The sequence below is a fragment of the Georgenia wutianyii genome, from assembly GCF_006349365.1.
Lineage (GTDB): Bacteria > Actinomycetota > Actinomycetes > Actinomycetales > Actinomycetaceae > Oceanitalea > Oceanitalea wutianyii.
The window spans coordinates 1429343-1452268 of the sequence record NZ_CP040899.1; the positions used below are offsets into that span (position 1 = coordinate 1429343).

A 22926-nucleotide genomic window follows, 5' to 3' on the forward strand; every position below is an offset into this window, starting at 1 on the left:
CCATCCCGCCGAGCGCTGGATCCTGCACGGGCTGGGCGTGCGGGAGACGGGGACGCGTCAGGGCGTCGTGAGGTGGAGGAGGACGAGCTGCTCGGGGTTGAGGACGGGGGCCTGGACCCCGACGGCGGCGAGCACGCGACCGGTGAGCACGGCCGGCTCGTCCCACCACGGCGCGGGCCCGTGGCCGGCGCGGCCCGTGGTGACGTCTCCGGGTGGCAGCGGCGCCACCCGGTAGGTGAGGTCGTCGGCGAGCCCGGGCAGCCGCACGCGCCCCACCGGTGAGGCCACCGGCGTACGCGCCTGGACGACGGCGAAGATCGCCTCCCGCCGGTCCGGCGCGACGACGCCGTGCACCCACAGCGACGGCTCCTGGTGGTCGGCGTGGACGACGGTCCCGGTGTGGAGCAGCCGGCGGTGACGCTTGTGCACCGCCACCCACTCGGCGAGCCGTTCGCGCTCCTGCGGGCTCGCCGTCCGCACGTCCCACTCGATGCCGAGGTGGGAGAAGAACGCCGTCCCCGCCCGGAAGTCGAGGCTGTGCGCGCGGCCCGTCGTGTGGCTCACCGGCGAGCCGACGTGCGAGCCGATGAGCTCGGGCGGGAGCAGCAGCCGCGTGCCCGTCTCGATGAGCTGGCGCTCGAGCGGGTCGATGCAGTCCGAGGCCCACACGCGGTCGGTGCGCGCGAGGATCCCGAGGTCGGCGCGGCCACCTCCGCCGGCGCACGACTCGATCTCCAGGCCCGGGTGCGCCGCCCGCACCTCCTCGAGCAGGCGGTAGACCGCCAGGGTCTGCTCGTGCGCCCCCGCCCGCCCGGTCGGCTGGTGCCCCGGCTCGACGAGGTCGCGGTTGTAGTCCCACTTGACGTAGTCGATCTCGTGCTCGGCGAGCACCGCGAGCAGCCGGGTGCGCACGTGGTCGTACGCCGCGGGGTTCGCGAGGTCGAGGACCTGCTGGTGACGGGCCGGCACCGGCACCCGGCCCCCGGCGGACAGGATCCAGTCCGGGTGGGCGCGGTAGAGGTCGGAGTCGGGGTTGACCATCTCCGGCTCGAACCACAGCCCGAACTGCATGCCGAGCGCGTGGACGTGGTCGACGAGGGGGGCCAGGCCCTGCGGCCACACGTCGGGGGAGACGTACCAGTCGCCCAGGCCGGAGGTGTCGTCCCGGCGCGAGGCGAACCAGCCGTCGTCCAGGACGTAACGCTCGACGCCGATCGCGGCCGCGACGTCGGCGAGCTCGGACAGCCGCTCGAGGTCGTGCCCGAAGTACACGGCCTCCCACACGTTGAGCGTCACGGGCCGCGGGGAGCGGGGGTGCTCGGGCCGGGCACGCAGGAATCGGTGGAAGCGCCCGGCGAGCTCGTCCAGACCCTCACCGTGCGAGGCGTACACCCAGGGTCCGGTGTAGGTCTCGCCCTCGGCGAGCCGGACCTCCCCGGCGAGGAGGAGCTCCCCGCCCGCGAGCATCGAGCTGCCGAGGTTCGTCCGCTCCGCGTAGCACCGGGTGTTGCCCGACCAGGCGACGTGGACCGCGTGCACCTCACCGGACCGGTGGCCGAACCCGGCGACGCCCGCGGCGAGCACGAGGCTCGCGTCGTGCCCGCGCGCCCGGCGTGACTCGCGCAGGTGGGTGCCGAGGGTGAGCTCGTGGCGCTGGACGGCCCGCTCGCGCAGGTGCCTGCCGGTGAGGTCGAGGACCTCCGCCGCCGAGCGCGGCACCGGCAGCGCGAGGTCGAGGGAGCCGACGTCGAACACCCCCGGTGCCTCGTTCCGCAGCGACGCGCGCATCCGCAGCAGCCCGGAGGGCAGCAGCTCCAGGACGATCCAGATGCGCAGCCCCGCGACGTCGTCGGCCGCCTCCACCTTCACCCGGGCGGCGACGTCGTCCTGCGGCGCCGGGTCCTGGACCTCGAGGGACCGCACGACGAAGGCCGTGCTGAAGTCGGTGCCGGCGCGGTGGCCGGTGAGGCCGGGGGTCCCCATCCAGCCGCTCGAGTGCTCGGCGAGGAGCGCGAGGGGGACGACGACGTCGAGCTGGCCCGAGACGAGCGGCGGCTCGCTCACCCGGACGAGGTCGACGAGCACGTGGCGGTCGACGTCGCCCAGGTCGGGTCCCCAGTGCAGGACCTGGGGCAGCGCGGTGCCGGCGGTGGCGAGGACGACCGACGTCCCGCCCGCGCGCAGGTGGTGGACCGTCCCCGCGTTGCTCACCCGGCCGTTGTACCGCGCCTCACCGCCGGCCGCACGGGCGCGCAGGCCAGGGCCGGGCCCTCCGGTGGCGGGCGACACCCGTCCTCGGATAATGGGCATCGTCCAAGGCAGGGCTGCTTCCGGGGGGACCGCAGTGACCAGAGCGACGCGCACCGTGGCGGCCGGGGCCGTCGTGGCCTCCCTCGCGCTCGCGGCCTGTTCCGGAGCCTCGGGCGAGGGCCGCACCGAGATCGTCTTCTTCCAGTTCAAGCCGGAGGCGGTGGACTTCTTCACCGAGGCCGCCGCCCGCTTCGAGGAGGAGAACCCGGACATCCGGGTGACGGTGGACAACGTGCCGAGCGCGGAGACCGCGATGCGGATCCGGCTCGTCAAGGAGGACGCGCCCGACGTCCTCACCTTCAACGGCAACGGCACCTTCGGGGAGTTCGCCTCCGCCGGGGTCTTCGCCGACTTCGCCGACAGCCCGCTGCTCGACGGCATCACCCCCGCCTACGTCGACGTCGTCCAGAGCCTCGGGGCCGACACCCCGGGTGCCGTCAACGGCATCCCGTTCGCCGCCAACGCCTCCGGCGTCCTGTACAACGTCGAGCTGTTCGCCGAGCACGGGCGCGAGGTCCCGACGACGTGGACCGAGCTCATCGAGACCGCCCAGTACTTCGAGGGCGAGGGCATCTACCCGTTCTTCGGCATGCTCGCCGACGCGTGGACGGCGCAGTCACCGCTCGCCCCGCTCACCGCCCAGACGCAGCCCGAGGGGTTCTTCGAGGACCGGTTCGCGGGGGAGGTGACGTTCCTCGCCGGCTGGGCCGAGGCCATCGAGAAGGAGGGGACCCTCTTCGAGTACACGCAGCCCGACCCGGCGGCCTTCGGCTACGAGGAGGGCACCCGCGCGTTCGCGGCGGGGGAGTCGGCGATGCTCCTCATCGGCAGCTACGCCGTCCCGCAGATCCGCTCCTTCGACCCCGAGTTCACCGTCGGCACCTTCGCCCTGCCCGCCACCGACGACCCGGCACGCACGACGCTCGTCTCCGGCGTCGACGTCGTCCTGTCCGCCTCCGTGGACACGCCCCACCGCGAGGAGGTCGACCGGTTCCTCGCCTTCCTCCTCGAGCCCGAGCTCGTCGAGGAGTACGCCGAGCAGCAGGTCGCCATCCCCACCCTCGAGGGCCTGAGGAACGACGACCCGGCGCTCGCCGGCATCCAGTCCTACATCGAGGAGGGGCGGATCGTGGGCTTCACCGACCACCAGTTCATCCAGGCCATCCCGCTCGGCCCGCTGCTCCAGCAGTACCTCATCGACCGCAACGCCGAGGCCTTCCTCGAGGGCCTGGACGACAACTGGGACCGCGTGGCGCAGCGCCGCACGTGGGGCCTGGGGGCGGTGGAGGACTCGTGACCACCTCGTCCACCCCCACCCGCGACGACGCAGCCGCCGACGCACCCGCCGGTCCGCCCACGACGCGCCGCGCCCGCGGGCTGGACCGGGCCTACTACTGGATGGTCCTGCCGGCGTTCGTGCTCTTCTTCGTCCTCCACACCATCCCGGTCCTCCAGGGCATCTTCTTCAGCCTCACCGACTCCCCGGGCTACGGCGCGTGGAAGTTCATCGGCCTGTCGAACTACGCGGCGCTCTTCTCCGACCCCCGCGTGGTCGACGCCTACCTCTTCACCTTCAAGTTCGCCGCGGTGACGACGGTGCTCGTCAACGTCATCGGGCTGCTCATCGCGCTCGGGCTCAACGCGCGGATCAGGCTGAAGAACACCCTTCGCGGGGTGTACTTCATCCCCTACGTGCTCGCGCTGCTCGTCATCGGCTACGTCTTCTCCTACATGCTCAACCAGTCGCTGCCGACGATCGGGCGGGCCCTGGGCATCGAGGCGCTGAGCAGCTCCCTGCTCGCCGACCCCGACCGCGCGTGGCTCGGCATCGTCGTCATGACGGTCTGGCAGGGCGCGGCGTTCACGATCATCATCTACCTCGCCGGCCTGCAGACCGTGCCCGCCGACCTGCACGAGGCGGCCTCGATCGACGGCGCCGGGCCGTGGCGCCGGTTCTGGAGCATCACGCTGCCGATGATCTGGGGCTTCTTCACGATCAACGTCGTCCTCGCGCTGAAGAACTTCCTCCAGGTCTTCGACCAGATCATCGCGATGACCGGCGGCGGGCCGGGCACGTCCACCGAGTCCATCGGCGTCCTCATCTACCGGGGCGGCTTCGAGGGCGGGGAGTACGGCTACCAGCTCGCCAACGCCGTCGTCTTCATGATCGTCATCGTCGCCTTCGCCTTCTTCCAGCTACGCGTCCTGCGACGCGAGGAGGTGAGCGCCTGATGTCCGCCGTCACCATGCCACCGCCGCGCCGCCGCCGCCGCGGCCGCCGCGCCGGGGGCGTCAACTGGTGGCTCACCGCGCTCCTGTGCGTGCTGTCCCTCACCGTGCTCGTCCCGCTGTACTTCACCGTCGTCACCGCCCTCAAGACGCCCGACCAGCTCGGCGGCACCGGGTTCTCCCTGCCCACCGAGTGGGCGTGGGGCAACTTCGCCGAGGCGTGGCGCACCATCGACTTCCCGGCCCGCGCGCTCAACACCGCGTTCATCACCGTGGGCGCCGTCGTCCTCACGCTCGTGACGAACTCGATGGTCTCCTACGCCATCGCCCGCCAGATGCACCGGCCGCTGTTCAAGGCGCTCTTCTACTACTTCATCGCCGCGCTGTTCATCCCGTTCCCGGTGCTCATGCTCCCGGCGGCGAAGCAGGCGGCGATCCTCGGGCTGGACAACCAGGCCGGGCTCATCCTGCTCTACACGGTCTACGGCCTGTCCTTCAACGTCTTCCTCTACACCGCCTACATCCGCTCGATCCCCGTCGAGCTCGAGGAGGCCGCGCGGATCGACGGCGCGAGCACGTGGGGCGTCTTCTGGAAGGTGGTTTTCCCGCTCCTGTCACCGATCAACGCCACCGTCGGCATCCTCACCTGCGTGTGGGCGTGGAACGACTTCCTCCTGCCGCTCGTCATCATCTCCGACCCCGACGGCGCGACGATCCAGCTCGCCCAGTACGTCTTCCAGGGGCAGTTCAGCGCCGACTACACCCTCGCGTTCTCCTCCTACCTCATGGCGATGCTGCCGCTGCTCGTGGTCTACCTCGTCGCCCAGCGGTGGGTGATCTCCGGCGTCACGCGCGGGGCGATCAAGTGACGCGCCGGGCGGCAGGACCATCGGCCCGGACCGGCTCATAACGCCCGCGAGACGATCCTCACGGGTCGAGGTCCGGCCCGTGCACCGGGGGCCACATCTGGAGGACGTCATGGAGATCGCGGGCAAGGTATTCGTCGTGACCGGGGGCGGCAACGGCATCGGACGCGCCGTCACCCTCGAGCTGCTCGCCCGAGGGGCCGAGGTCGCGGCCGTCGACATCGGGGAGGCCGCCCTCGCCGAGACCGCCGAGATGGCCCGCAGCACCCGGCTGAGCACCCACGTCGTCGACCTCGCGGACCGTCCCGCCGTCGAGGCACTGCCCGAGGCGGTCGTCGCCGCCCACGGCCAGGTCGACGGCGTGCTCAACGTCGCCGGCATCATCCAGCGCTTCGTCCCCGTCAACGACCTCGCCTACGAGGAGATCGAGAAGGTCATGGCGGTGAACTTCTGGGGCGTGGTCCACATGTCCAAGGCGTTCCTGCCGTACCTGCTCGAGCGGCCCGCCGCCAGCCTCGTCAACGTCGCGAGCATGGGCGGGCTGTCCCCGGTCCCCGGGCAGTCGACGTACGGCGCGAGCAAGGCGGCCGTCAAGCTGTTCACCGAGGGGCTGTACGCCGAGCTGCTCGAGACACCGGTCGCCGTCACGGTGATCTTCCCCGGCGCCATCGCCACGAACATCACGCAGAACTCCGGGGTGTCGATGGGGAGCAGCAGCGACGCGAGCGGGTCGAAGATGAAGCTGACGACGGCGCAGGAGGCGGCCCGCCAGATCGTCGCCGCCGTCGAGAAGGGCGCCTACCGGGCCACCATCGGCTCCGACGCCCGCATGGTCGACCGTCTCTCGCGGCTCATGCCGCGCCGCACGACCGAGCTCATCGCCAAGAAGATGAGCGCGCTGCGCGCCAAGCCCGAGGCGAGCTGATCAGCGGCGGCGGGTGAGCCGTCGCCGCAGCCGGGCGACGAGCCCCTGCCGCCCGTCCGGGTGGACCGCGGCGAGCGGCCGCAGGTGCGCGGTGCCGGCCGGGGGCACGTCCAGCTCGAGGTTCGCCACGACCTGGAGCCCCGGCCGGTCCTCCGGCCCACCGGCGACCCGGCCGCCGAGCCACTCGGTACGCAGCCGGCCGTCGGCGATCTCGAGCACCGCGAGGTTGTTGTCGAACCACGGGCCGGCGATCCCGTGCCACCGCCACGGCGGCTCGGCGATCCCGGCCAGGCGCAGCACCGTCCCCAGCGGCCGGGCGGCGTGCGAGCCGAGCGCCGCGAACGCGCGCAGCGCACCGGGCAGCGGGTTGCGGATGGGGGAGCACACGAGCTGGAGGATGCGGGAGCCGGACTCCCGGTGCACCTCGGTGATGTAGGAGAAGTGGACGTCACCGGAGAGGAACAGCACCGACGCCGGCGCCCCGCCGCGCCGACCCTCGGCGACCTCGGTGACCATGCCGACGACGGCGTCGAAGCTCTTCCCGAACGCCGCCCAGTGCTCGAGGTCGATCTCCTGGCGCACCTTCTCCCCGGCGCGCGCCGCCCGCCGTCCGAAGCGCCCCTCGGCCACCGCCTCGCTCAGCGCCTCGACCCGGTGCAGGCCCATCGGCAGGAGGAAGGGCAACGACGTCGCGACGAGCAGGTGCTCGACGTCGCCGGTGAGCCGTTCGTCGAGCCAGTCCTGCTCGGCGCGGTCGAGCATCGCGCGCTCACCCGGGTCCAGGGTGCGGGCCGCGCGCGAGTCGACGACGACGAGCCGGGAGCGCCCGAGGTCCTTGGTGTAGCTCCACCGGTAGCTCGCCGGTTCGACGTCGGCCCGCTCGGCGAAGGCGTCGAGCGCGTCGGTGAGGTCGACCTCGGCCGACGGGTCGGTGTCCTGCCGGCGCTGCAGCTCGCGCCACAGCGGGTCGGCGGCCCGCTCGGTCGGGGAGAGGTTCCCCAGGTGCTGGTGGACCCAGTAGGACCCGAGCGCCGCGACGATGCGCCCGTGCCACCAGGACGTCGCCGCCATCTGCGCCCGCCACGCGGCCGAGGTGTTCCAGTCGTCGCGCACGTCGTGGTCGTCGAAGATCATGAGCGAGGGCAGCCAGGACCACAGCCAGCGCAGCGCGGGCTCGCCCCAGGCGAGGCGGTACAGGTGCGCGTACTCCTCGTAGTCGGCGAGCTCCTCGCCGGGCTCCTCGGTGATGTCGCGCCTCGCCGCGATGAACTCCTGCATCGCCTCGCTCGTCGCGTCGGCGTACACCTGGTCGCCCAGGAGGAGGAGCAGGTCGGGGGCGGCGTCGAACGGCCCGGTCTCCCCGTCGGCGAGGGCGAGCGCGTAGGTGCGCAGGGCGTCGACGCCGTGGCTGAGGTGGTGGGTGGCGTCGTGCGGCACGCTCGTGCGGCACGAGCCGAACGCGAGCCGCACCGGGTCCCCGTCGCCCGGGGTCGTCACGGTGCTCGGGGGAAGGGGGAGTCGGCCTCGGGCCAACGGACGACGTCGTCGAGGAGGACCTCGTACGTGGCGCGGCGCCCCGGCTCGAGGCCGGTGAGCTCGACGAGCGCGTAGTGGTGACCGTGGGCGGCGAACGTCGGCGCCCGCCACGTCGCGCCGTCGTCGGTGAGGCGGACGGTGACGGTCGCCGCGGCGTCGGTCTCGACCCAGACGGCGGCGGACGTCGGCTCGGTGCGGCGGAGCATGGGTCCGAGCACGAGGGAGGGGGCCATGGGCCAAGTGTGCCGCCCACGGGAGGTCCCCGGCCCTGTTCGGCGGCACGCGCGGCGCGGCGCGGGCAGGATGGCTGTCGAATCCGGGCGAGCCCGTTCGTGTACATGGTGAGACGCCGGACCGGCCGGCGTCCCGAGACACGGAGACGACGATGAGCCAGTACCTGCTGAGCATCTACCAGCCCTACGGCGAGACGATGGACCAGTTCCCGGGCGCCGAGGTCCTCGAGCCGATCATGCGCGAGGTCACCGCCCTCAAGGAGGACATGCGCCGCGAGGGCGTGTGGGTCTTCGACGGCGGCCTGCACGCCCCGACGACGGCCACCGTCCTGCGCACCCAGGGGGAGGACGTCGTGACGACCGACGGCCCGTTCGCCGAGGCGAAGGAGTACCTCGGCGGCCTCACGGTGGTCGACGTCCCCGACCTCGACGCCGCGCTCCACTGGGGCGGCCGGCTGGCGCGGGCGACGACCCTGCCGGTCGAGGTCCGGCCCTTCCAGGAGGGCTGAGTGGCCACGGCCGACGACGTCGCGGGGGTCTTCCGCGCGGAGTACGGCCGCGTGGTCGCCGCCCTGGTCCGCCGCCTCGGGGACATCGACCTCGCCGAGGAGGCGGCCCAGGACGCCTTCGTCATCGCCCTGGAGCGGTGGCCGCTGACCGGGCTGCCGCCCAGCCCGGCGGGCTGGCTCATCACCACGGCCCGCCGGCGGGCGGTCGACCGGCTGCGCCGCGAGGCCACCCGCGACGCGCGGCACGCCCAGGCCGCCCTGCTGCACACCCGTGAGGAGCCGGATGAGGAGGACACCGTGCCCGACGACCGGCTGCGCCTCGTCTTCACCTGCTGCCACCCCGCGCTGGCCCCGGAGGCGCAGGTGGCGCTCACCCTCAAGCTCCTCGGCGGGCTGACCACGGCCGAGGTGGCGCGCGCCTTCCTCGTCCGGGAGCCGGCGATGGCCCAGCGCCTCGTGCGCGCCAAGGCGAAGATCCGCGACGCGCGCATCCCCTACCGGGTGCCCGCGGACGGCGAGCTGCCCGGGCGGCTGCGCGCCATGCTCGCCGTCGTCTACCTCGTGTTCAACGAGGGGTACGGCGCGAGCTCGGGGGAGCACCTCGTGCGCACCGACCTGTGCGCCGAGGCGGTCCGCCTCGCCCGGCTGCTCGTCGAGCTCATGCCCGACGAGCCGGAGGCCCGCGGCCTGCTCGCCCTCCTGCTCCTCACCGAGGCCCGCCGTCCCGCCCGGACGGCGCCCGACGGCGCTCTCGTCCCGCTCGCGGAGCAGGACCGCTCACGGTGGGACGGGCGGCTCGTCGCCGAGGGGCAGGAGCTCGTGCGGCAGTGCCTGCGGCTCGGGCGGCCCGGGCCCTACCAGCTGCAGGCCGCGATCGCCGCCGTCCACTCCGACGCTCCCGACGACGGACGGACCGACTGGCGGCAGGTCCTCGCGCTGTACGACCGGCTCCTCGCCCTCGCCCCCACGCCCGTCGTCGCGCTCAACCGGGCGGTCGCGCTGGCCGAGGTGGCGGGACCGGAGCCGGCGCTCGGGGTGGTCGACCAGCTCGCGCTGGAGGGGTACCACCCCTTCCACGCCGTGCGCGCGGACCTGCTGCGGCGGCTCGGCCGCGGGCCGGAGGCGGCCGTGGAGTACGCCGCCGCGGCGGGCCACGCCGGGAACGCCGCGGAACGCGACTTCCTCCGGGCGCGCGCCGCCGAGCTCTAGTCCGTCCAACGGGCGACGACGACGGTGCGCACCTCACCGCCGCCGGTCTGCGGTGCCCAGACCACGCGCCCGTCACACACGACCGGGTGCGCGGCGTCGTGGGAGGGGTCACCTACGGCATGGAGTCCGTGCCCCTGCTCGCGCGGCTCTTCGCGGACGAGTCGCCCGGCAGCCCCGAGGGCTAGGTCAGCGGCCGCCGCGGCGTCGGCCGGGCGGCCCCTGGCGTCGTGGTCCGCTGCGACCCCGTCCGCGACCGGGCTGGGCCACCCCGCCGCGGGCAGCGGACGGGCGCGGCTCCTCGCGGGGACGCGCGCCGTCGTCGACCGGCTGGCGCGAGCTGCGCTCGGTGCGCCCCCGGACGATGCCGATGAACGTCTCGACGCGCGGGTCCTCGTTGTCCACCAGCCAGGCGAGCCCGATGCCGGAGCCCTCCACCCCGGTGAGCGGCCGGTACCGGACGTCCTTGCGCTGGTGCAGGCGCGCCAGGGACATGGGGACGATGAGCACGCCCGCTCCGCTCGCGGCCACCTCGACGGCCTGCTCGAGGGTCATCGGGGGTGTCTCCACCCGTGTCCCGTCGCGGACCTCGTCGGCGACGGCGGCCCACGCGGGGCAGGTGGCCGGGTCCTGGAGGAGGTGCTCTCCGGCGAGGTCGGCGACGTCGAGCTCGTCGAACGCGGTGAGCGGGTGGTCCTTCGCGGCCACGACCACCGGGACCTCGGTGTAGAGGGGGATGAGGTGGAGGCCCTCGCGCTCGAGCGGCAGACGCACGAAGCACACGTCCAGCTCGCCCCCGGTGAGCAGCTCGCGCTGCTCCTCGACCTCGACGAGCCGGGGCGCCAGCGGGGAGTCGGGCAGCCGCTCCTCCCACTTGCCCAGCCACTTGCCCGGACTCACTCCGGGGACGAAGCCGACTCGGAAAGGCTCGGCCATCGGGGCTCCTCAGCACGGGGACGGGACGTCGCGAGACTATCGGGCCGCCGCGTCCGCAGCGGCCGCGGACACCGGGCGCGGCGCGGCCGGGTCGGGCAGGATGACGGCCATGCTCATCGTCGAGGACCTCCTCCTGTGCCTGACCGCTGACGACACCGGACGCCTGCTCGTCTCCGGCCCCGAGGCGGACGTCGGCCTCGGCGGCGCGCTGCTCGTCGAGCTCGCCCTGCGCGAGCGGGTCACCGTGACGCCGGGACGCTCGGGGCGGCTCACCGTCCTCGACGCGAGCCCCACCGGCGAGCCGCTGCTCGACGACGCGCTCGCGACCCTCACGGCCAAGGAGGGGCGCCGGCCGCAGAGCGCGGTCACCGCCCTCGGCCGGGGGACCCGCGAGCAGGTCTACGCCCGGCTGGTCGAGGCCGGGATCCTCGACGCCGACGAGCGCCGCGTCCTCGGTCTGTTCCCCTCCCGCTCCTGGCCGACGGTGCAGCCCGCCCACGAGGAGTCCGTCCGCGCGCGGCTGGCGCAGGCGCTCGGCACCGGGACCACGGACGACCCCCGTCTGGCCGCGCTCGTCTCCCTCCTGCTCGCCGTCGGCGCCCTCCACAAGGTCCAGCCGCCGGACTCCATCGGCCTCACCCGGCGCGAGCTCACCGCCCGGGCACGCGGGATCGCGGAGGGGGAGTGGGCGGGCAGGGCAGTCCGTGACGCCATCGCGGGAGCGAACGCCGCGATCATGACCGTCCTCGGTGTCGCCGTCGCGAGCGCGGGTTCCGGCTCCGGCTCCTGACGGGCGGCCCGGGCGCCCCCGCGCAGCCGATATCCTGCGGGCATGGCCACGCCGCAGATGCTCAAGCCCCTGACCGCCGCACGCAAGCTCGGGGTGCTGCTCTCGGCGACCCCGGAGGACTTCCAGGGCCGGGACATCTCCCGCGAGGAGCTCGCCGAGCTGCAGGCCGACCCGCCCGAGTGGCTGCGTGACCTGCGCCGCAACGGTCCGCACCCGCGCCAGGAGGTCGCCCGCCGCCTCGGGGTGTCCGCCTCGGGGCTCGCCCGCGCCGGCGTCACCGAGCCGCTCACCACCGAGCAGATCAAGGAGCTCCTCGAGGCCCGGCCGGAGTGGCTGCGGGCCGAGCGGGAGACCCAGGCGAAGGTCCGTGCCGAGGAGGCGCGCCTCAAGGAGCGGCGGTCCGCGGAGGGCTGACCCCCTCCGGATGCCGACACCTGTCGGTTCTGCGAGTCTCGCCCGCATGAGTGAGACACAGGATCCGGACCGCAGCACGACCGACAAGCTCGCCGACGCCGCGGCGTCGGCCGCGCACGCCGCGAAGGACGCCGTCGCCGGCGTGGCGCACGCCGCCAAGGACGCGGCCGGGGGCATCCGCATCCCCGGCGCGCCGGGCAGCGAGCCGCCGACGGTGGCCGAGCCCACCGAGCCGCGTGAGCCGCTGCCGCCCAAGCCGGAGCAGCAGGCTCCTGCCCCGGTCTCACCGACCGGCCGCGACACCGGCGCGCCGCCGGACGCACGCGCCCAGGACGGCGCCTACCTGACGACGGCGCAGGGCGTGCGGCTGTACGACACCGCCCACTCGCTCAAGGCCGGCGCGCGCGGCCCGGTGCTCCTCCAGGACCACCACCTGCGCGAGAAGATCATGCACTTCGACCACGAGCGCATCCCCGAGCGCGTGGTCCACGCCCGCGGGACCGGTGCCCACGGTGTCTTCCAGTCCTACGGCAACGCCGCGCCCGTCACGCGCGCCGCGTTCCTCGCGGAGGGTGCCGAGACCCGGGTGTTCGTCCGGTTCTCCACGGTCCAGGGCTCGCGCGGCTCGGCGGACACGGTGCGCGACACCCGCGGCTTCGCGGTGAAGTTCTACACCGAGGAGGGCAACTTCGACCTCGTCGGCAACAACATCCCGGTGTTCTTCATCCAGGACGCGATCAAGTTCCCCGACGTCGTCCACGCGGTGAAGCCCGAGCCGGTCCGCGAGATCCCGCAGGCGCAGAGCGCCCACGACACCTTCTGGGACTTCGTCTCCATCCACACCGAGGCCCAGCACCACACGATGTGGCTCATGTCCGGGCGTGGCATCCCGCACACCTACCGCACGATGGAGGGCTTCGGCGTCAACACCTTCCGCCTCGTGGCCCACGACGGCGCGACGACGCTCGTGAAGTTCTTCTGGAAGCCGCGCCTGGGCACCCACTCGCTCGTGTGGGAGGAGGCCCAGCTCATCGCCGGCGCCGACCCGGACTTCCACCGCCGCGACCTCTACGACGCGATCGAGGCAGGTGCGCTGCCGCAGTGGGAGCTGGGGATCCAGACGTTCCCGGACACCGAGGACCAGATGTTCCACGGCATCGACCTCCTCGACCCGACCAAGTTCGTCCCCGAGGAGCTCGCGCCGGTCCAGCCGGTCGGCCTGCTCACGCTCACCGGCACGCCGACGAACTTCTTCGCCGAGGTCGAGCAGGTGGCCTTCCACCCCGGCCACCTCGTCCCGGGCATCGACGTGTCCAACGACCCGCTCCTCCAGGGCCGGCTCTTCTCCTACCTCGACACCCAGCTCACCCGGCTCGGCGGGCCGAACTTCCCGCAGATCCCGGTCAACCGGCCGCACGTGCCGGTCAACGACATGCTCCGCGACGGCTTCCACCAGGACGCGGTCCACGTCGGCAACGCCTCGCACTACAAGCCGAACAGCATCGACGGCGGCTGCCCGTTCACCATCGGGGCCGACGGCGGCGGCTACGTCGAGGTGCCCGAGCCGGTCGCGGCGTCGGTCAAGGAGCGCCGGGCCCCGGAGTCCTTCGACGACCACTTCAGCCAGGCGCGCATGTTCTGGCTGAGCATGACGCCGCTCGAGCAGGAGCAGATCGTCCAGGCGTACACCTTCGAGCTCGGCAAGTGCTACGAGCAGGCGGTCAAGGAGCGTCAGCTCCTCGCCCTGGCGAACATCGACCCCGAGCTCTGCCGCCTCGTCGCGCAGGGGCTGGGCCTGCCCGCCCCGGAGGCGACGATCCCGCTCGCCGACGACGTCGTGGTGAGCCCGTCGCTGTCGATGATCGGGAAGGCCTGGCCCACCGACGGACGCCGCATCGGCATCGTCGCGGACGAGTCCAGCGACCTCGACGGCGTGCGCGAGCTGCGGGAGGCGATCGACGCCGCGGGCATGGTGCCGCTCGTCATCGCGCCGCACGGCGGGATGCTCGGTGACGCCACCGGCGCGCCGTTGCCGGTCCAGCGCACCTTCCTCACCGCGCGGTCGGTCGAGCTCGACGCCGTCGTCCTCGCCGGCGCCCCCGCGCCCGGTCCGGACGCCACCCCGGCCCACGACGCGAAGGCCGGTGGCGACCCCAAGACGCCGTCCGTCGACCCGCGCGTCACCATGCTCGTCGCCGAGGCCTTCCGTCACTCCAAGGCGGTCGGTGCGTGGGGCGCCGGCAGCGCCGTGCTCGCCGAGGTGGGCATCACCGGCCCCGGCGTGGTGACCGGGGACTCCCCGGCCGCCGTCCTCGAGGGCGTGCGCGAGCTCCTCGCCGCCCACCGGGTGTGGGAGCGGTTCCCGGTCCGCGTCTAGGGCTCAGGCGTCCCAGCGGAAGGAGCGCGTGGCGAGCAGCCCGCCCGCCACGGCCCAGGCCGCAAGGACACCGAGCGCGACCAGGTCGACCTGCCCCACGGTGCACAGGGTGCGCAGTGCCTCACCCAGTGCGCCGGGGGGCAGGTAGGCCGCGACGGCGGCGAGCGGCCCAGGCAGCGTGTCGAGCGGGAGCAGCAGGCCCCCGCCGACGACCATGAGGACGAAGAGCAGGTTGGCGATGGCGAGCACCGCCTCGGGCCGCAGCGTCCCGCCCAGGAGCAGGGCGAAGGCGACGAACACCCCCGTCCCCACGACCATGAGCACGGCCCCGCCCCCGACCTGAGCAGCGGTCACGCCGTCCGGGCGCCACCCGACGGCCAGCGCCACGCCCAGCAGCGTGAGGACCTGCACGCCGAGGACGAGCAGGACGGCACCGAGCTTCCCGGCGAGCAGGCCGCGCGGCCCGAGCGGCGTCGTCGCCAGCATCCGCAGCACGCCCCAGCGCCGGTCGAAGGCCACCGCGATGGCCTGGGAGGTGAAGGAGGAGGCCACCGCCATCGCGAGCGCGCCACCGAGAGCGGCGTCGGCGCGCGGCTCCGGAAGCGGCACGAGGTCGGTGGTGGTGAGGACGACGAGCGCGATCGCGGGCAGCAGGATCATGAGGACCAGCTGCTCGCCGTTGCGCAGGACGGCGACGGTCTCGAAGCGGGTCTGCGCCCAGACCCGGCGGACGGTGGCGCTCATGCGGCCTCCCTCCGCAGCTCGCGGCCGGTGAGCGCGAGGAACGCGTCCTCGAGCGTGGGGCGGGCGAGGGCCACCTGGGCGGCCCGGTGCCCGGCGCGTGTGAGGGCGGTGGCGACGAGGGCGAGGTCGGCGGTGTCGAGGTCGCCCCCGTCGCCGTGGCGCACGAGGACGTCGCCGCCCTCGACGGCGGTCACCAGTCGCGGGTGTGCGGCGAGCGCGGACCCGAGGTCCGCGGCGACGGCCGCTGCCGTGGCGCCCGGTGGGACGACGACGCGTACGTGCGGCGTCCCGCGCAGCTCGTCGGGCGTGCCGGCGGCCACGACCGACCCGCGGTCGACGACGACGACGCGGTCGGCGAGGTCCTCGGCCTCGGTCATGAGGTGGGTGGTGAGGACGATCGAGGTCCCGGCCTCGCGCAGCGAGCGGACGAGGTCCCACACCGCCAGGCGCGCCTGGGGGTCGAGGCCGGCCGTCGGCTCGTCGAGGAAGACGAGCTCGGGCTCCCCGACGATCGCGCAGGCCAGTGCGAGACGCTGGCGCTGCCCGCCGGAGAGGTGACGCACCCGCGTGCGGGCGACCGCCGTCAGACCGAGCCGCTCGAGCAGCGGCGCGGCCGCGCCGGGGCGGTCGTGCAGCCGTGCGACGTGCTCGAGGACGTCGACGGCGCGGGGCGAGAGCGGCAGCCCGCCCTCCTGGAGCATGACGCCCACCCGGCGGCGCAGCTCGGGGGCGTTCTCGGGGGCGGACCGGTCCAGGCCCAGGACGGCGACCCGGCCGCCGTCGGGGCGGCGCAGGCCCTCGCAGCACTCGATGGTCGTCGTCTTGCCGGCGCCGTTGGGGCCGAGGACGGCGGTGAGCTCCCCGCGCTCGGCACGCAGGCTCAGCCCGGTGACGACGTCACGGTCGCCGTAGCGCTTGCGCAGGTCCGCGACGAGGAGCGCGGGGGAGTCGGTGGGCACGGGCCCAGGGTAGACGGCGCCCACGGGGGCCCCGGGAGCGGCGCCGACGGAGGGGAGTGACGCCCGACACGTGAGGTATGCCTTCCTTGCCGGGAACCATTTCGGCAACGACACTGTTCTCTAATGCGTGGGTGAGGTGTGCCCCCCGGAGAAGAAGGAAGGAGCGGTGATGAGCGAGACGAACGTCGAGTCCGACGTGACGACTCAGGACCGCGTCCTGCGCCTCGTCGTCGAGCAGGGGCCGATCAGCGCCGCCGAGCTCGCCCGTCTCCTCGAGCTCACCCCGGCGGGCGTGCGCCGCCACATCGCCGCCCTCGAGCGCGAGGAGCGGATCGTCGTCCACCTGCCCACCGGGCCGGAGCAGCGCCGCCGCGGGCGGCCCGCGCGGTACTACGTCGCCACCGACGCGGGGCGGGCCGGTCTGTCCCACGCCTACTCCGACCTCGCCACCCAGGCGCTCGGGTTCATCGAGACCGTCGCCGGACCGGACGCCGTCGAGCGGTTCGCCGGGCAGCGGGTCGGTGAGCTCGAGGAGCGCTACGCGCCCGTCGTCGCAGCCGCCGGCGACGACGTCGCGGACCGCGCCCACGCGCTGGCCGGCGCCCTCACCGCCGACGGCTACGCCGCCACGGTGCGCTCTGTCGGGCCGCACGGTCTGGCCGTGCAGCTGTGCCAGGGCAACTGCCCGGTGCTCACCGTCGCCGAGTCCTACCACCAGCTGTGCGACGCCGAGACCCGGGCCTTCTCCCGCCTGCTCGGCGTGCACGTCCAACGGCTGGCTACGCTGGCCCGCGGCGAGCACGTGTGTACCACCCACATCCCCACGGTCCAGATCGGCCGACCGAGCACGACCACGTCGCCGCGCGGTGACGCCATGGAAGGAAACTGATGACGAGTACGACCGACACCCCGATGACCCAGGACGAGACCATCGCCTCGATCGGGAACTACCGTTTCGGCTGGCACGACAAGGACGACGCCGGCTCCACCGCGCGTCGCGGCCTGGACGAGGCGGTCGTGCGCAACATCTCCGCGCTGAAGGACGAGCCGGAGTGGATGCTCAAGCGCCGCCTGCGCGCCCTCAGCCTCTTCGACAAGAAGCCCATGCCGAACTGGGGCGCGGACCTGTCGGACATCGACTTCGACAACATCAAGTACTTCGTGCGCTCGACGGAGAAGCAGGCGACCTCGTGGGAGGAGCTCCCCGAGGACATCAAGAACACCTACGACCGCCTCGGCATCCCGGAGGCCGAGAAGCAGCGACTCGTCGCCGGTGTCGCCGCGCAGTACGAGTCCGAGGTCGTCTACCACCAGATCCGCGAGGACCTCGAGCAGCAGGGCGTCATCTTCCTCGACACCGACACCGCGCTCAAGGAGCACCCGGAGATCTTCGAGGAGTACTTCGGCACCGTCATCCCGTCGGGTGACAACAAGTTCGCCGCGCTCAACACCGCGGTGTGGTCCGGTGGCTCCTTCGTCTACGTCCCCAAGGGCGTGCACGTCGAGATCCCGCTCCAGGCCTACTTCCGGATCAACACCGAGAACATGGGCCAGTTCGAGCGGACGCTGATCATCGCCGACGAGGGCTCCTACGTGCACTACGTCGAGGGCTGCACCGCGCCGATCTACAAGACCGACTCGCTGCACTCCGCGGTCGTCGAGATCATCGTGAAGAAGGACGCCCGCGTCCGCTACACGACGATCCAGAACTGGTCGAACAACGTCTACAACCTCGTGACCAAGCGCGCGACCGTCGAGCAGGGCGGCACGATGGAGTGGATCGACGGGAACATCGGCTCCAAGGTGACGATGAAGTACCCGGCGGTCTACCTCATGGGCGAGCACGCCCGCGGCGAGACCCTGTCCATCGCCTTCGCCGGCGAGGGCCAGCACCAGGACACCGGCTCGAAGATGGTCCACATGGCGCCGCGCACGTCCTCCTCGATCGTGTCGAAGTCGGTCGCCCGCGGCGGTGGCCGCGCCTCCTACCGCGGCCTGGTCCAGGTGCTCGAGGGGGCGGCGCAGTCGAAGTCGACCGTCCTGTGCGACGCGCTGCTCGTCGACCTCATCTCGCGCTCGGACACCTACCCGTACGTCGACGTCCGCGTCGACGACGTCGAGATGGGCCACGAGGCCACCGTCTCCAAGGTCAGCGCCGACCAGCTCTTCTACCTCATGTCGCGCGGCATGGAGGAGCCCGAGGCGATGGCGATGATCGTCCGCGGCTTCGTCGAGCCGATCGCGCGCGAGCTGCCCATGGAGTACGCCCTCGAGCTCAACCGCCTCATCGAGCTGCAGATGGAAGGGGCGGTGGGCTGATGACCGCGACGACCGACACCACCAAGGGAACGACTGACGACCAGATGAAGACCGACCACTCCCGCGCCACCACGGACGCCGCCCACACCCACGGCGGCGGCACCGTCCCGGAGTCCTCCCGCGCCGACCGCGCCACCTCCTTCGAGCTCGCCGACTTCGCCGTGCCCACCGGGCGCGAGGAGGACTGGCGCTTCTCGCCCGTCGACCGCCTCCAGGGCTTCTTCGCCGGTGCGCTCGACGGCGCCTCGCCCGACGTCACCGTCGAGGCCGCCGACGGCGTCCTCGTCGAGCGCGTGGGCCGCGAGGACTCCCGCCTCGGCCAGGTCGGCGCCCCCGGCGACCGCGCCGCGGCCGCCGCCTGGACGTCCTTCACCGAGGCCCTCGTCGTCACCGTGCCGCGGGGCCACGCGGCGGGTGCGCCGACGATGGTCACGGTCAGCGGGACCGGCGCGCAGGGCGTCGCCGCGCAGCACGTCCTCGTGCGCGCCGAGGAGAGCAGCGAGGCGATCGTCGTCCTGGACCACCGGGGCTCCGCGAGCCTCGCCCAGACCGTCGAGATCGACGTCGAGGCCAACGCGCGCCTCACCCTCGTCAGCGTCCAGGACTGGGAGGACGGTGCGCTGCACCTGTCCTCGCACCGCTCGCGCCTCGGCCAGGACGCCAACCTCAAGCACATCGTCGTCACCCTCGGCGGCGACGTCGTGCGCGTGACCCCGGACGCCTCCCTCGGGGCCCCCGGCGGCAACGTCGAGATGCTCGGTCTGTACTTCACCGACGCCGGCCAGCACCAGGAGCACCGCCTGTTCGTCGACCACGTGGCGCCGAACTGCGTCTCGCGGGTCACCTACAAGGGCGCGCTGCAGGGGCAGGACGCGCACTCCGTGTGGATCGGTGACGTCCTCATCCGGGCGGCCGCCGAGGGCACCGACACCTACGAGCTCAACCGCAACCTCGTCCTCACCGAGGGCGCGCGCGCCGACTCGGTGCCGAACCTCGAGATCGAGACCGGCGAGATCGAGGGTGCCGGGCACGCCAGCGCCACCGGGCGCTTCGACGACGAGCAGCTGTTCTACCTGCGCTCGCGCGGCGTCCCGGAGGCCGAGGCCCGCCGCCTCGTCGTCCGCGGCTTCTTCGCCGAGCTCATCGCGCAGATCGGTGTCCCGGTCGTCTCCGAGCGGCTCATGAAGGCCATCGAGGCCGAGCTCGACCGCACGATGGAGCACGCGACCGCATGAGCGCCCAGTACGTGTGCGACACCGGGGACCTCGAGCCCGGTGAGGTGATGCGCGTGGACATCGAGGACGCCGACGGACGGCCCGTCCCGGTGGCGATCGTCCGCGACACCGACGGCGAGTACCACGCCATCTCCGACACCTGCTCCCACGGCCAGGTGAGCCTCTCGGACGGGGAGGTGGAGGACGGCGCGATCGAGTGCTGGCTCCACGGGTCGAGCTTCGACCTGCGCACCGGCAAGCCGACGAGCCTGCCGGCCACCCAGCCCGTGCCGGTCTACCCCGTCTCCGTCCAGGGCGACTCCGTGCTCGTCGACGTCACCACGACCGTCGCAGCCAACGCCTGACCCCCTGACACACCTTTTAAGGAAGAGAACACGAATGTCCACGCTTGAGATCAAGAACCTCCACGTCAACGTCGAGACCAACGACGGCCCGAAGCAGATCCTCAAGGGCGCGACCCTCACCATCAACAGCGGTGAGATCCACGCGGTCATGGGCCCCAACGGCTCGGGCAAGTCGACCCTCGCCTACGCGATCGCCGGCCACCCCAAGTACGAGGTCACCGAGGGCGAGATCCTGCTCGACGGCGAGAACGTCCTGGAGATGAGCGTCGACGAGCGCGCCCGCGCGGGCCTGTTCCTCGCCATGCAGTACCCGGTCGAGGTCCCCGGCGTCACCGTCTCCAACTTCCTGCGCACCGCCAAGACCGCCATCGACGGCGAGGCCCCCGCCCTGCGGACCTGGGTCAAGGACGTCAACGCGGCCATGGAGAAGCTCCGCATGGACCCGGTGTTCGCCCAGCGCGACGTCAACTCCGGCTTCTCCGGCGGTGAGAAGAAGCGCCACGAGATCCTCCAGATGGAGCTCCTCAAGCCGAAGTTCGCCGTCCTGGACGAGACCGACTCCGGGCTCGACGTCGACGCGCTGCGCATCGTCGCCGAGGGCGTGAACCGCGTCCACACCGAGACGAACGCCGGCTTCCTCCTCATCACCCACTACACCCGGGTGCTGCAGTACATCAAGCCCGACTTCGTCCACGTGTTCGTGGCCGGTCGCGTCGCCGAGGAGGGTGGCCCCGAGCTCGCCGACCGCCTCGAGGCCGAGGGCTACGACAAGTACGTCGCGGCCGCGGTCTGACCCGCTCCGGAAGGACAGCCATGAGTGCACCGGTCACCGCCGGCTCGGGCGCGCTGAGCGCGGCCGAGCTGGCGGCCGTGCGCGCCGACTTCCCGATCCTCGGGAGGACGACCCGCAGCGGCCGGCCGCTGGTCTACCTGGACTCGGCGGCCACCTCGCAGAAGCCGCAGTGCGTCATCGACGCCGAGCAGGACTTCTACGAGAAGCGCAACGCGGCCGTCCACCGTGGTGCCCACCAGCTCGCCGAGGAGGCCACCGAGGCATACGAGCAGGCACGGGCCGCGGTCTCGGCGTTCGTCGGGGTCGCCCCCGACGAGCTCGTCTGGACGAAGAACGCCACCGAGGGCATCAACCTCGTGGCCTACGCGATGTCCAACGCCACGCTCGGACGGGGCGGGGCTCGCGCCCAGGAGATCTTCGGGCTGCGTCCCGGTGACGAGATCGTCGTCACCGAGGCCGAGCACCACGCCAACCTCGTCCCGTGGCAGGAGCTGTGCGCCCGCACGGGCGCGACGCTGCGGTGGGTCGGCCTGACCGACGACGGCCGGCTCGACCCGGCGACCTTCGACGTCGTCGGTGAGCGAACCCGGCTGCTCGCCTTCACCCACGCCTCGAACGTCACCGGGGCGGTGAGCCCGGTGGCCGAGCTCGTCCGCCGGGCCCGCGCCGTCGGCGCCCTCGTGCTGCTCGACGCCTGCCAGAGCGTGCCCCACCTGCCGGTGGACCTGCGCGCGCTCGACGTCGACTTCGCGGTGTTCTCCGGGCACAAGATGCTCGGGCCCACCGGCGTCGGCGCCCTGTACGGCAGGCGCGAGCTGCTCGCGGAGATGCCCCCGTTCCTCACCGGCGGGTCGATGGTCCAGGTCGTGACCATGGACCGCACGACCTACGCCGAGGCGCCGCAGCGCTTCGAGGCGGGGACCCAGATGGTGTCCCAGACCGTGGGCCTGCACGCCGCGGTCGACTACCTCGGCGAGCTGGGGATGGACGCCGTCGCGGCGCACGAGCACTCGCTCACCGAGCGCCTCATCGCCGGCATCTCCTCGGTGCCGGGCGTGCGGGTGCTCGGTCCCACGGACACGCGCGACCGCCTCGCCGTCGTCGCCTTCTCGGTGGACGGCGTGCACCCGCACGACGTCGGCCAGGTGCTCGACGACGCCGGGGTCGCGATCCGGGTGGGCCACCACTGTGCCCAGCCGGTCCACCAGCGGCTCGGGGTGCACGCCTCGGCGCGCGCCTCGGCCGGCATCTACACGACCGAGGAGGAGATCGACGTGTTCGTCGAGCAGCTCGGCACGGTCCGCCGATTCTTCGGGGTGGACCATGGCTGACGCGATGGAGCAGCTCTACCAGGAGGTCATCCTCGACCACTACCGTGCCAAGCACGGCGCGGGTGAGCTCGACCCCTACGACGCCGAGTCCTTCCAGGTGAACCCCACCTGCGGGGACCAGGTCACGCTGCGCGTGCGGCTCTCGCACGACGCCGGTGTGCCCAGCGTCGAGGCGGTCGGCTGGGTCGGTCAGGGGTGCTCGATCTCCCAGGCCTCCCTGTCGGTGCTCAACGACCTCGTCGTCGGGCGCACCATCAACGAGGTCGACACGCTCAACGAGACGTTCCGCGAGCTCATGCACGGGCGCGGCGCCGAGCTGCCCGAGGACAAGCAGGACTCCCTGGGGGACGCCAGCGCCTTCACCGGGGTCGCCAAGTACCCGGCGCGCATCAAGTGCGCGCTGCTGGGCTGGATGGCCCTGCGTGACGCGCTGGCCCACGCACTGACGAGCGAGCCCGCCTCGGGCACGCAGGAGGAGGAACGATGACCGAGTCCACCCAGACGAACCCGAGCCCGACGACCGCCGCGGACGTCGAGGAGGCGATGCGCGACGTCATCGACCCCGAGCTCGGCATCAATGTCGTCGACCTCGGCCTGGTCTACGGCATCACCGTGGACCAGAACAACAACGCGGTCATCGACATGACGCTGACGTCCGCGGCCTGCCCGCTCACCGACGTCATCGAGGACCAGGCCGCCCAGGCGACCGACGGCCTCGTCAACGACATGCGGATCAACTGGGTCTGGCTGCCGCCGTGGGGCCCGGAGAAGATCACCTCCGACGGCCGCGAGCAGCTGCGCGCCCTCGGCTTCAACGTCTGAGCACGATCCAGTTCTCGACGCAGACGCCCCCGCCCACCCGGGCGGGGG

Annotated in this window: 23 protein-coding genes; 17 read left to right on the forward strand and 6 right to left on the reverse strand. The window is 72.9% G+C overall.

Annotated elements, in window-relative coordinates:
• Window positions 1-57 precede the first annotated feature (57 nt).
• The gene (locus FE251_RS06365; RefSeq protein WP_139948291.1) at window positions 58-2310 is read right to left on the reverse strand and encodes an alpha-galactosidase; all 2253 of its coding nucleotides are present in this window, start codon (window positions 2308-2310) and stop codon (window positions 58-60) included.
• A gap of 34 nt (window positions 2311-2344) precedes the next feature.
• Here FE251_RS06365 and FE251_RS06370 point away from each other — a divergent pair, with 34 nt between their 5' ends.
• The 4 genes from FE251_RS06370 (at window position 2345) to FE251_RS06385 (ending at window position 6330) form a co-directional block, all read left to right on the forward strand.
• Window positions 2345-3607, forward strand: coding sequence for an ABC transporter substrate-binding protein (locus FE251_RS06370; RefSeq protein ID WP_168202665.1), 1263 nt, complete (start codon window positions 2345-2347; stop codon window positions 3605-3607).
• A gap of 101 nt (window positions 3608-3708) precedes the next feature.
• A complete protein-coding gene (locus FE251_RS06375) occupies window positions 3709-4542 on the forward strand; it encodes a carbohydrate ABC transporter permease (RefSeq protein WP_139073127.1) in 834 nt (277 codons plus the stop codon).
• Window positions 4542-5408 (forward strand): carbohydrate ABC transporter permease, encoded by an 867-nt coding sequence (locus FE251_RS06380; RefSeq protein WP_139073090.1) that lies wholly within the window; start codon window positions 4542-4544, stop codon window positions 5406-5408. The genes FE251_RS06375 and FE251_RS06380 overlap by 1 nt, the downstream gene beginning before the upstream one ends.
• Window positions 5409-5517: 109 nt before the next feature.
• Entirely contained in the window at window positions 5518-6330 is an 813-nt protein-coding gene (locus FE251_RS06385) for an SDR family NAD(P)-dependent oxidoreductase (protein WP_139073128.1), read from the forward strand.
• Here FE251_RS06385 and FE251_RS06390 read toward each other — a convergent pair whose 3' ends face one another.
• Both FE251_RS06390 and FE251_RS15995 read right to left on the reverse strand, forming a co-directional pair.
• Window positions 6331-7827 (reverse strand): alkaline phosphatase D family protein, encoded by a 1497-nt coding sequence (locus tag FE251_RS06390; protein WP_330998317.1) that lies wholly within the window; start codon window positions 7825-7827, stop codon window positions 6331-6333.
• A complete protein-coding gene (locus FE251_RS15995) occupies window positions 7824-8099 on the reverse strand; it encodes a DUF7800 domain-containing protein (protein WP_330998318.1) in 276 nt (91 codons plus the stop codon). The genes FE251_RS06390 and FE251_RS15995 overlap by 4 nt, the downstream gene beginning before the upstream one ends.
• Window positions 8100-8251: 152 nt before the next feature.
• Here FE251_RS15995 and FE251_RS06395 point away from each other — a divergent pair, with 152 nt between their 5' ends.
• Both FE251_RS06395 and FE251_RS06400 read left to right on the forward strand, forming a co-directional pair.
• Entirely contained in the window at window positions 8252-8608 is a 357-nt protein-coding gene (locus FE251_RS06395) for a YciI family protein (protein WP_139073091.1), read from the forward strand.
• Window positions 8609-9817 carry an RNA polymerase sigma factor gene (locus tag FE251_RS06400; protein ID WP_139948293.1) on the forward strand — a complete coding sequence of 403 codons (1209 nt, stop codon included), beginning with the start codon at window positions 8609-8611 and terminating at the stop codon, window positions 9815-9817.
• Window positions 9818-10003: 186 nt separating this feature from the next.
• Here the strand turns inward: FE251_RS06400 and FE251_RS06405 are convergent, their stop codons facing one another.
• Complete coding sequence (locus FE251_RS06405; protein ID WP_139948294.1) at window positions 10004-10750, reverse strand: LysR family substrate-binding domain-containing protein; 747 nt, start codon at window positions 10748-10750, stop codon at window positions 10004-10006.
• A gap of 109 nt (window positions 10751-10859) precedes the next feature.
• On the opposite strand from FE251_RS06405, the gene FE251_RS06410 reads away from it, so the two are divergent.
• From FE251_RS06410 to FE251_RS06420, 3 genes are read left to right on the forward strand one after another with little or no spacing between them, the layout of a single operon-like run.
• Window positions 10860-11540, forward strand: coding sequence for a GOLPH3/VPS74 family protein (locus FE251_RS06410; protein ID WP_168202667.1), 681 nt, complete (start codon window positions 10860-10862; stop codon window positions 11538-11540).
• A 42-nt stretch (window positions 11541-11582) separates the two neighbouring features.
• Window positions 11583-11954, forward strand: coding sequence for a DUF5997 family protein (locus FE251_RS06415; RefSeq protein ID WP_139073096.1), 372 nt, complete (start codon window positions 11583-11585; stop codon window positions 11952-11954).
• Between the two features lie 46 nt (window positions 11955-12000).
• A complete protein-coding gene (locus FE251_RS06420) occupies window positions 12001-14331 on the forward strand; it encodes a catalase (RefSeq protein ID WP_139948296.1) in 2331 nt (776 codons plus the stop codon).
• A gap of 3 nt (window positions 14332-14334) precedes the next feature.
• Here the strand turns inward: FE251_RS06420 and FE251_RS06425 are convergent, their stop codons facing one another.
• Both FE251_RS06425 and FE251_RS06430 read right to left on the reverse strand, forming a co-directional pair.
• Window positions 14335-15075, reverse strand: a complete 741-nt coding sequence (locus FE251_RS06425; RefSeq protein WP_139948297.1) for an ABC transporter permease — start codon at window positions 15073-15075, stop codon at window positions 14335-14337.
• On the reverse strand, window positions 15072-16034 hold the full coding sequence (locus FE251_RS06430; protein ID WP_139948298.1) for an ABC transporter ATP-binding protein: 963 nt from the start codon (window positions 16032-16034) through the stop codon (window positions 15072-15074). The genes FE251_RS06425 and FE251_RS06430 overlap by 4 nt, the downstream gene beginning before the upstream one ends.
• 169 nt (window positions 16035-16203) lie before the next feature.
• Between FE251_RS06430 and FE251_RS06435 the strand changes: the two genes are divergently transcribed.
• Genes FE251_RS06435 through FE251_RS06470 form a run of 8 tightly spaced genes read left to right on the forward strand, consistent with a single transcriptional unit; the run spans window position 16204 to window position 22878 of the window.
• A complete protein-coding gene (locus FE251_RS06435; RefSeq protein WP_139073100.1) occupies window positions 16204-16923 on the forward strand; it encodes a helix-turn-helix transcriptional regulator in 720 nt (239 codons plus the stop codon).
• On the forward strand, window positions 16923-18353 hold the full coding sequence (gene sufB / locus FE251_RS06440; RefSeq protein ID WP_139073101.1) for a Fe-S cluster assembly protein SufB: 1431 nt from the start codon (window positions 16923-16925) through the stop codon (window positions 18351-18353). Before FE251_RS06435 ends, sufB begins: the two co-directional genes overlap by 1 nt.
• Window positions 18353-19588, forward strand: coding sequence for a Fe-S cluster assembly protein SufD (gene sufD / locus FE251_RS06445; protein WP_139948299.1), 1236 nt, complete (start codon window positions 18353-18355; stop codon window positions 19586-19588). Before sufB ends, sufD begins: the two co-directional genes overlap by 1 nt.
• A complete protein-coding gene (locus FE251_RS06450; protein ID WP_139073103.1) occupies window positions 19585-19932 on the forward strand; it encodes a non-heme iron oxygenase ferredoxin subunit in 348 nt (115 codons plus the stop codon). The genes sufD and FE251_RS06450 overlap by 4 nt, the downstream gene beginning before the upstream one ends.
• A gap of 34 nt (window positions 19933-19966) precedes the next feature.
• Entirely contained in the window at window positions 19967-20725 is a 759-nt protein-coding gene (sufC, locus tag FE251_RS06455; protein WP_139073104.1) for a Fe-S cluster assembly ATPase SufC, read from the forward strand.
• A 20-nt stretch (window positions 20726-20745) separates the two neighbouring features.
• Window positions 20746-22056, forward strand: a complete 1311-nt coding sequence (locus tag FE251_RS06460; RefSeq protein WP_139948300.1) for a cysteine desulfurase — start codon at window positions 20746-20748, stop codon at window positions 22054-22056.
• The gene (sufU, locus tag FE251_RS06465; RefSeq protein ID WP_139073106.1) at window positions 22049-22543 is read left to right on the forward strand and encodes a Fe-S cluster assembly sulfur transfer protein SufU; all 495 of its coding nucleotides are present in this window, start codon (window positions 22049-22051) and stop codon (window positions 22541-22543) included. The genes FE251_RS06460 and sufU overlap by 8 nt, the downstream gene beginning before the upstream one ends.
• On the forward strand, window positions 22540-22878 hold the full coding sequence (locus FE251_RS06470; RefSeq protein ID WP_139073107.1) for a metal-sulfur cluster assembly factor: 339 nt from the start codon (window positions 22540-22542) through the stop codon (window positions 22876-22878). Before sufU ends, FE251_RS06470 begins: the two co-directional genes overlap by 4 nt.
• The last annotated feature ends 48 nt before the right edge of the window (window positions 22879-22926 follow it).

Coding starts and splice junctions, on each gene's coding strand:
- FE251_RS06420 (WP_139948296.1), top strand. CDS start 12,001: ATGAGTGAGACACAGGATCCGGACCGCAGCACGACCGACAAGCTCGCC.
- FE251_RS06450 (WP_139073103.1), top strand. CDS start 19,585: ATGAGCGCCCAGTACGTGTGCGACACCGGGGACCTCGAGCCCGGTGAG.
- FE251_RS06470 (WP_139073107.1), top strand. CDS start 22,540: ATGACCGAGTCCACCCAGACGAACCCGAGCCCGACGACCGCCGCGGAC.
- sufU (WP_139073106.1), top strand. CDS start 22,049: ATGGCTGACGCGATGGAGCAGCTCTACCAGGAGGTCATCCTCGACCAC.
- FE251_RS06435 (WP_139073100.1), top strand. CDS start 16,204: ATGAGCGAGACGAACGTCGAGTCCGACGTGACGACTCAGGACCGCGTC.
- FE251_RS06375 (WP_139073127.1), top strand. CDS start 3,709: ATGGTCCTGCCGGCGTTCGTGCTCTTCTTCGTCCTCCACACCATCCCG.
- FE251_RS06365 (WP_139948291.1), bottom strand. CDS start 2,310: ATGCCCATTATCCGAGGACGGGTGTCGCCCGCCACCGGAGGGCCCGGC.
- sufD (WP_139948299.1), top strand. CDS start 18,353: ATGACCGCGACGACCGACACCACCAAGGGAACGACTGACGACCAGATG.
- FE251_RS06405 (WP_139948294.1), bottom strand. CDS start 10,750: ATGGCCGAGCCTTTCCGAGTCGGCTTCGTCCCCGGAGTGAGTCCGGGC.
- FE251_RS06460 (WP_139948300.1), top strand. CDS start 20,746: ATGAGTGCACCGGTCACCGCCGGCTCGGGCGCGCTGAGCGCGGCCGAG.
- FE251_RS06385 (WP_139073128.1), top strand. CDS start 5,518: ATGGAGATCGCGGGCAAGGTATTCGTCGTGACCGGGGGCGGCAACGGC.
- FE251_RS06380 (WP_139073090.1), top strand. CDS start 4,542: ATGTCCGCCGTCACCATGCCACCGCCGCGCCGCCGCCGCCGCGGCCGC.
- FE251_RS06425 (WP_139948297.1), bottom strand. CDS start 15,075: ATGAGCGCCACCGTCCGCCGGGTCTGGGCGCAGACCCGCTTCGAGACC.
- FE251_RS06415 (WP_139073096.1), top strand. CDS start 11,583: ATGGCCACGCCGCAGATGCTCAAGCCCCTGACCGCCGCACGCAAGCTC.
- FE251_RS15995 (WP_330998318.1), bottom strand. CDS start 8,099: ATGGCCCCCTCCCTCGTGCTCGGACCCATGCTCCGCCGCACCGAGCCG.
- sufB (WP_139073101.1), top strand. CDS start 16,923: ATGACGAGTACGACCGACACCCCGATGACCCAGGACGAGACCATCGCC.
- FE251_RS06410 (WP_168202667.1), top strand. CDS start 10,860: ATGCTCATCGTCGAGGACCTCCTCCTGTGCCTGACCGCTGACGACACC.
- sufC (WP_139073104.1), top strand. CDS start 19,967: ATGTCCACGCTTGAGATCAAGAACCTCCACGTCAACGTCGAGACCAAC.
- FE251_RS06395 (WP_139073091.1), top strand. CDS start 8,252: ATGAGCCAGTACCTGCTGAGCATCTACCAGCCCTACGGCGAGACGATG.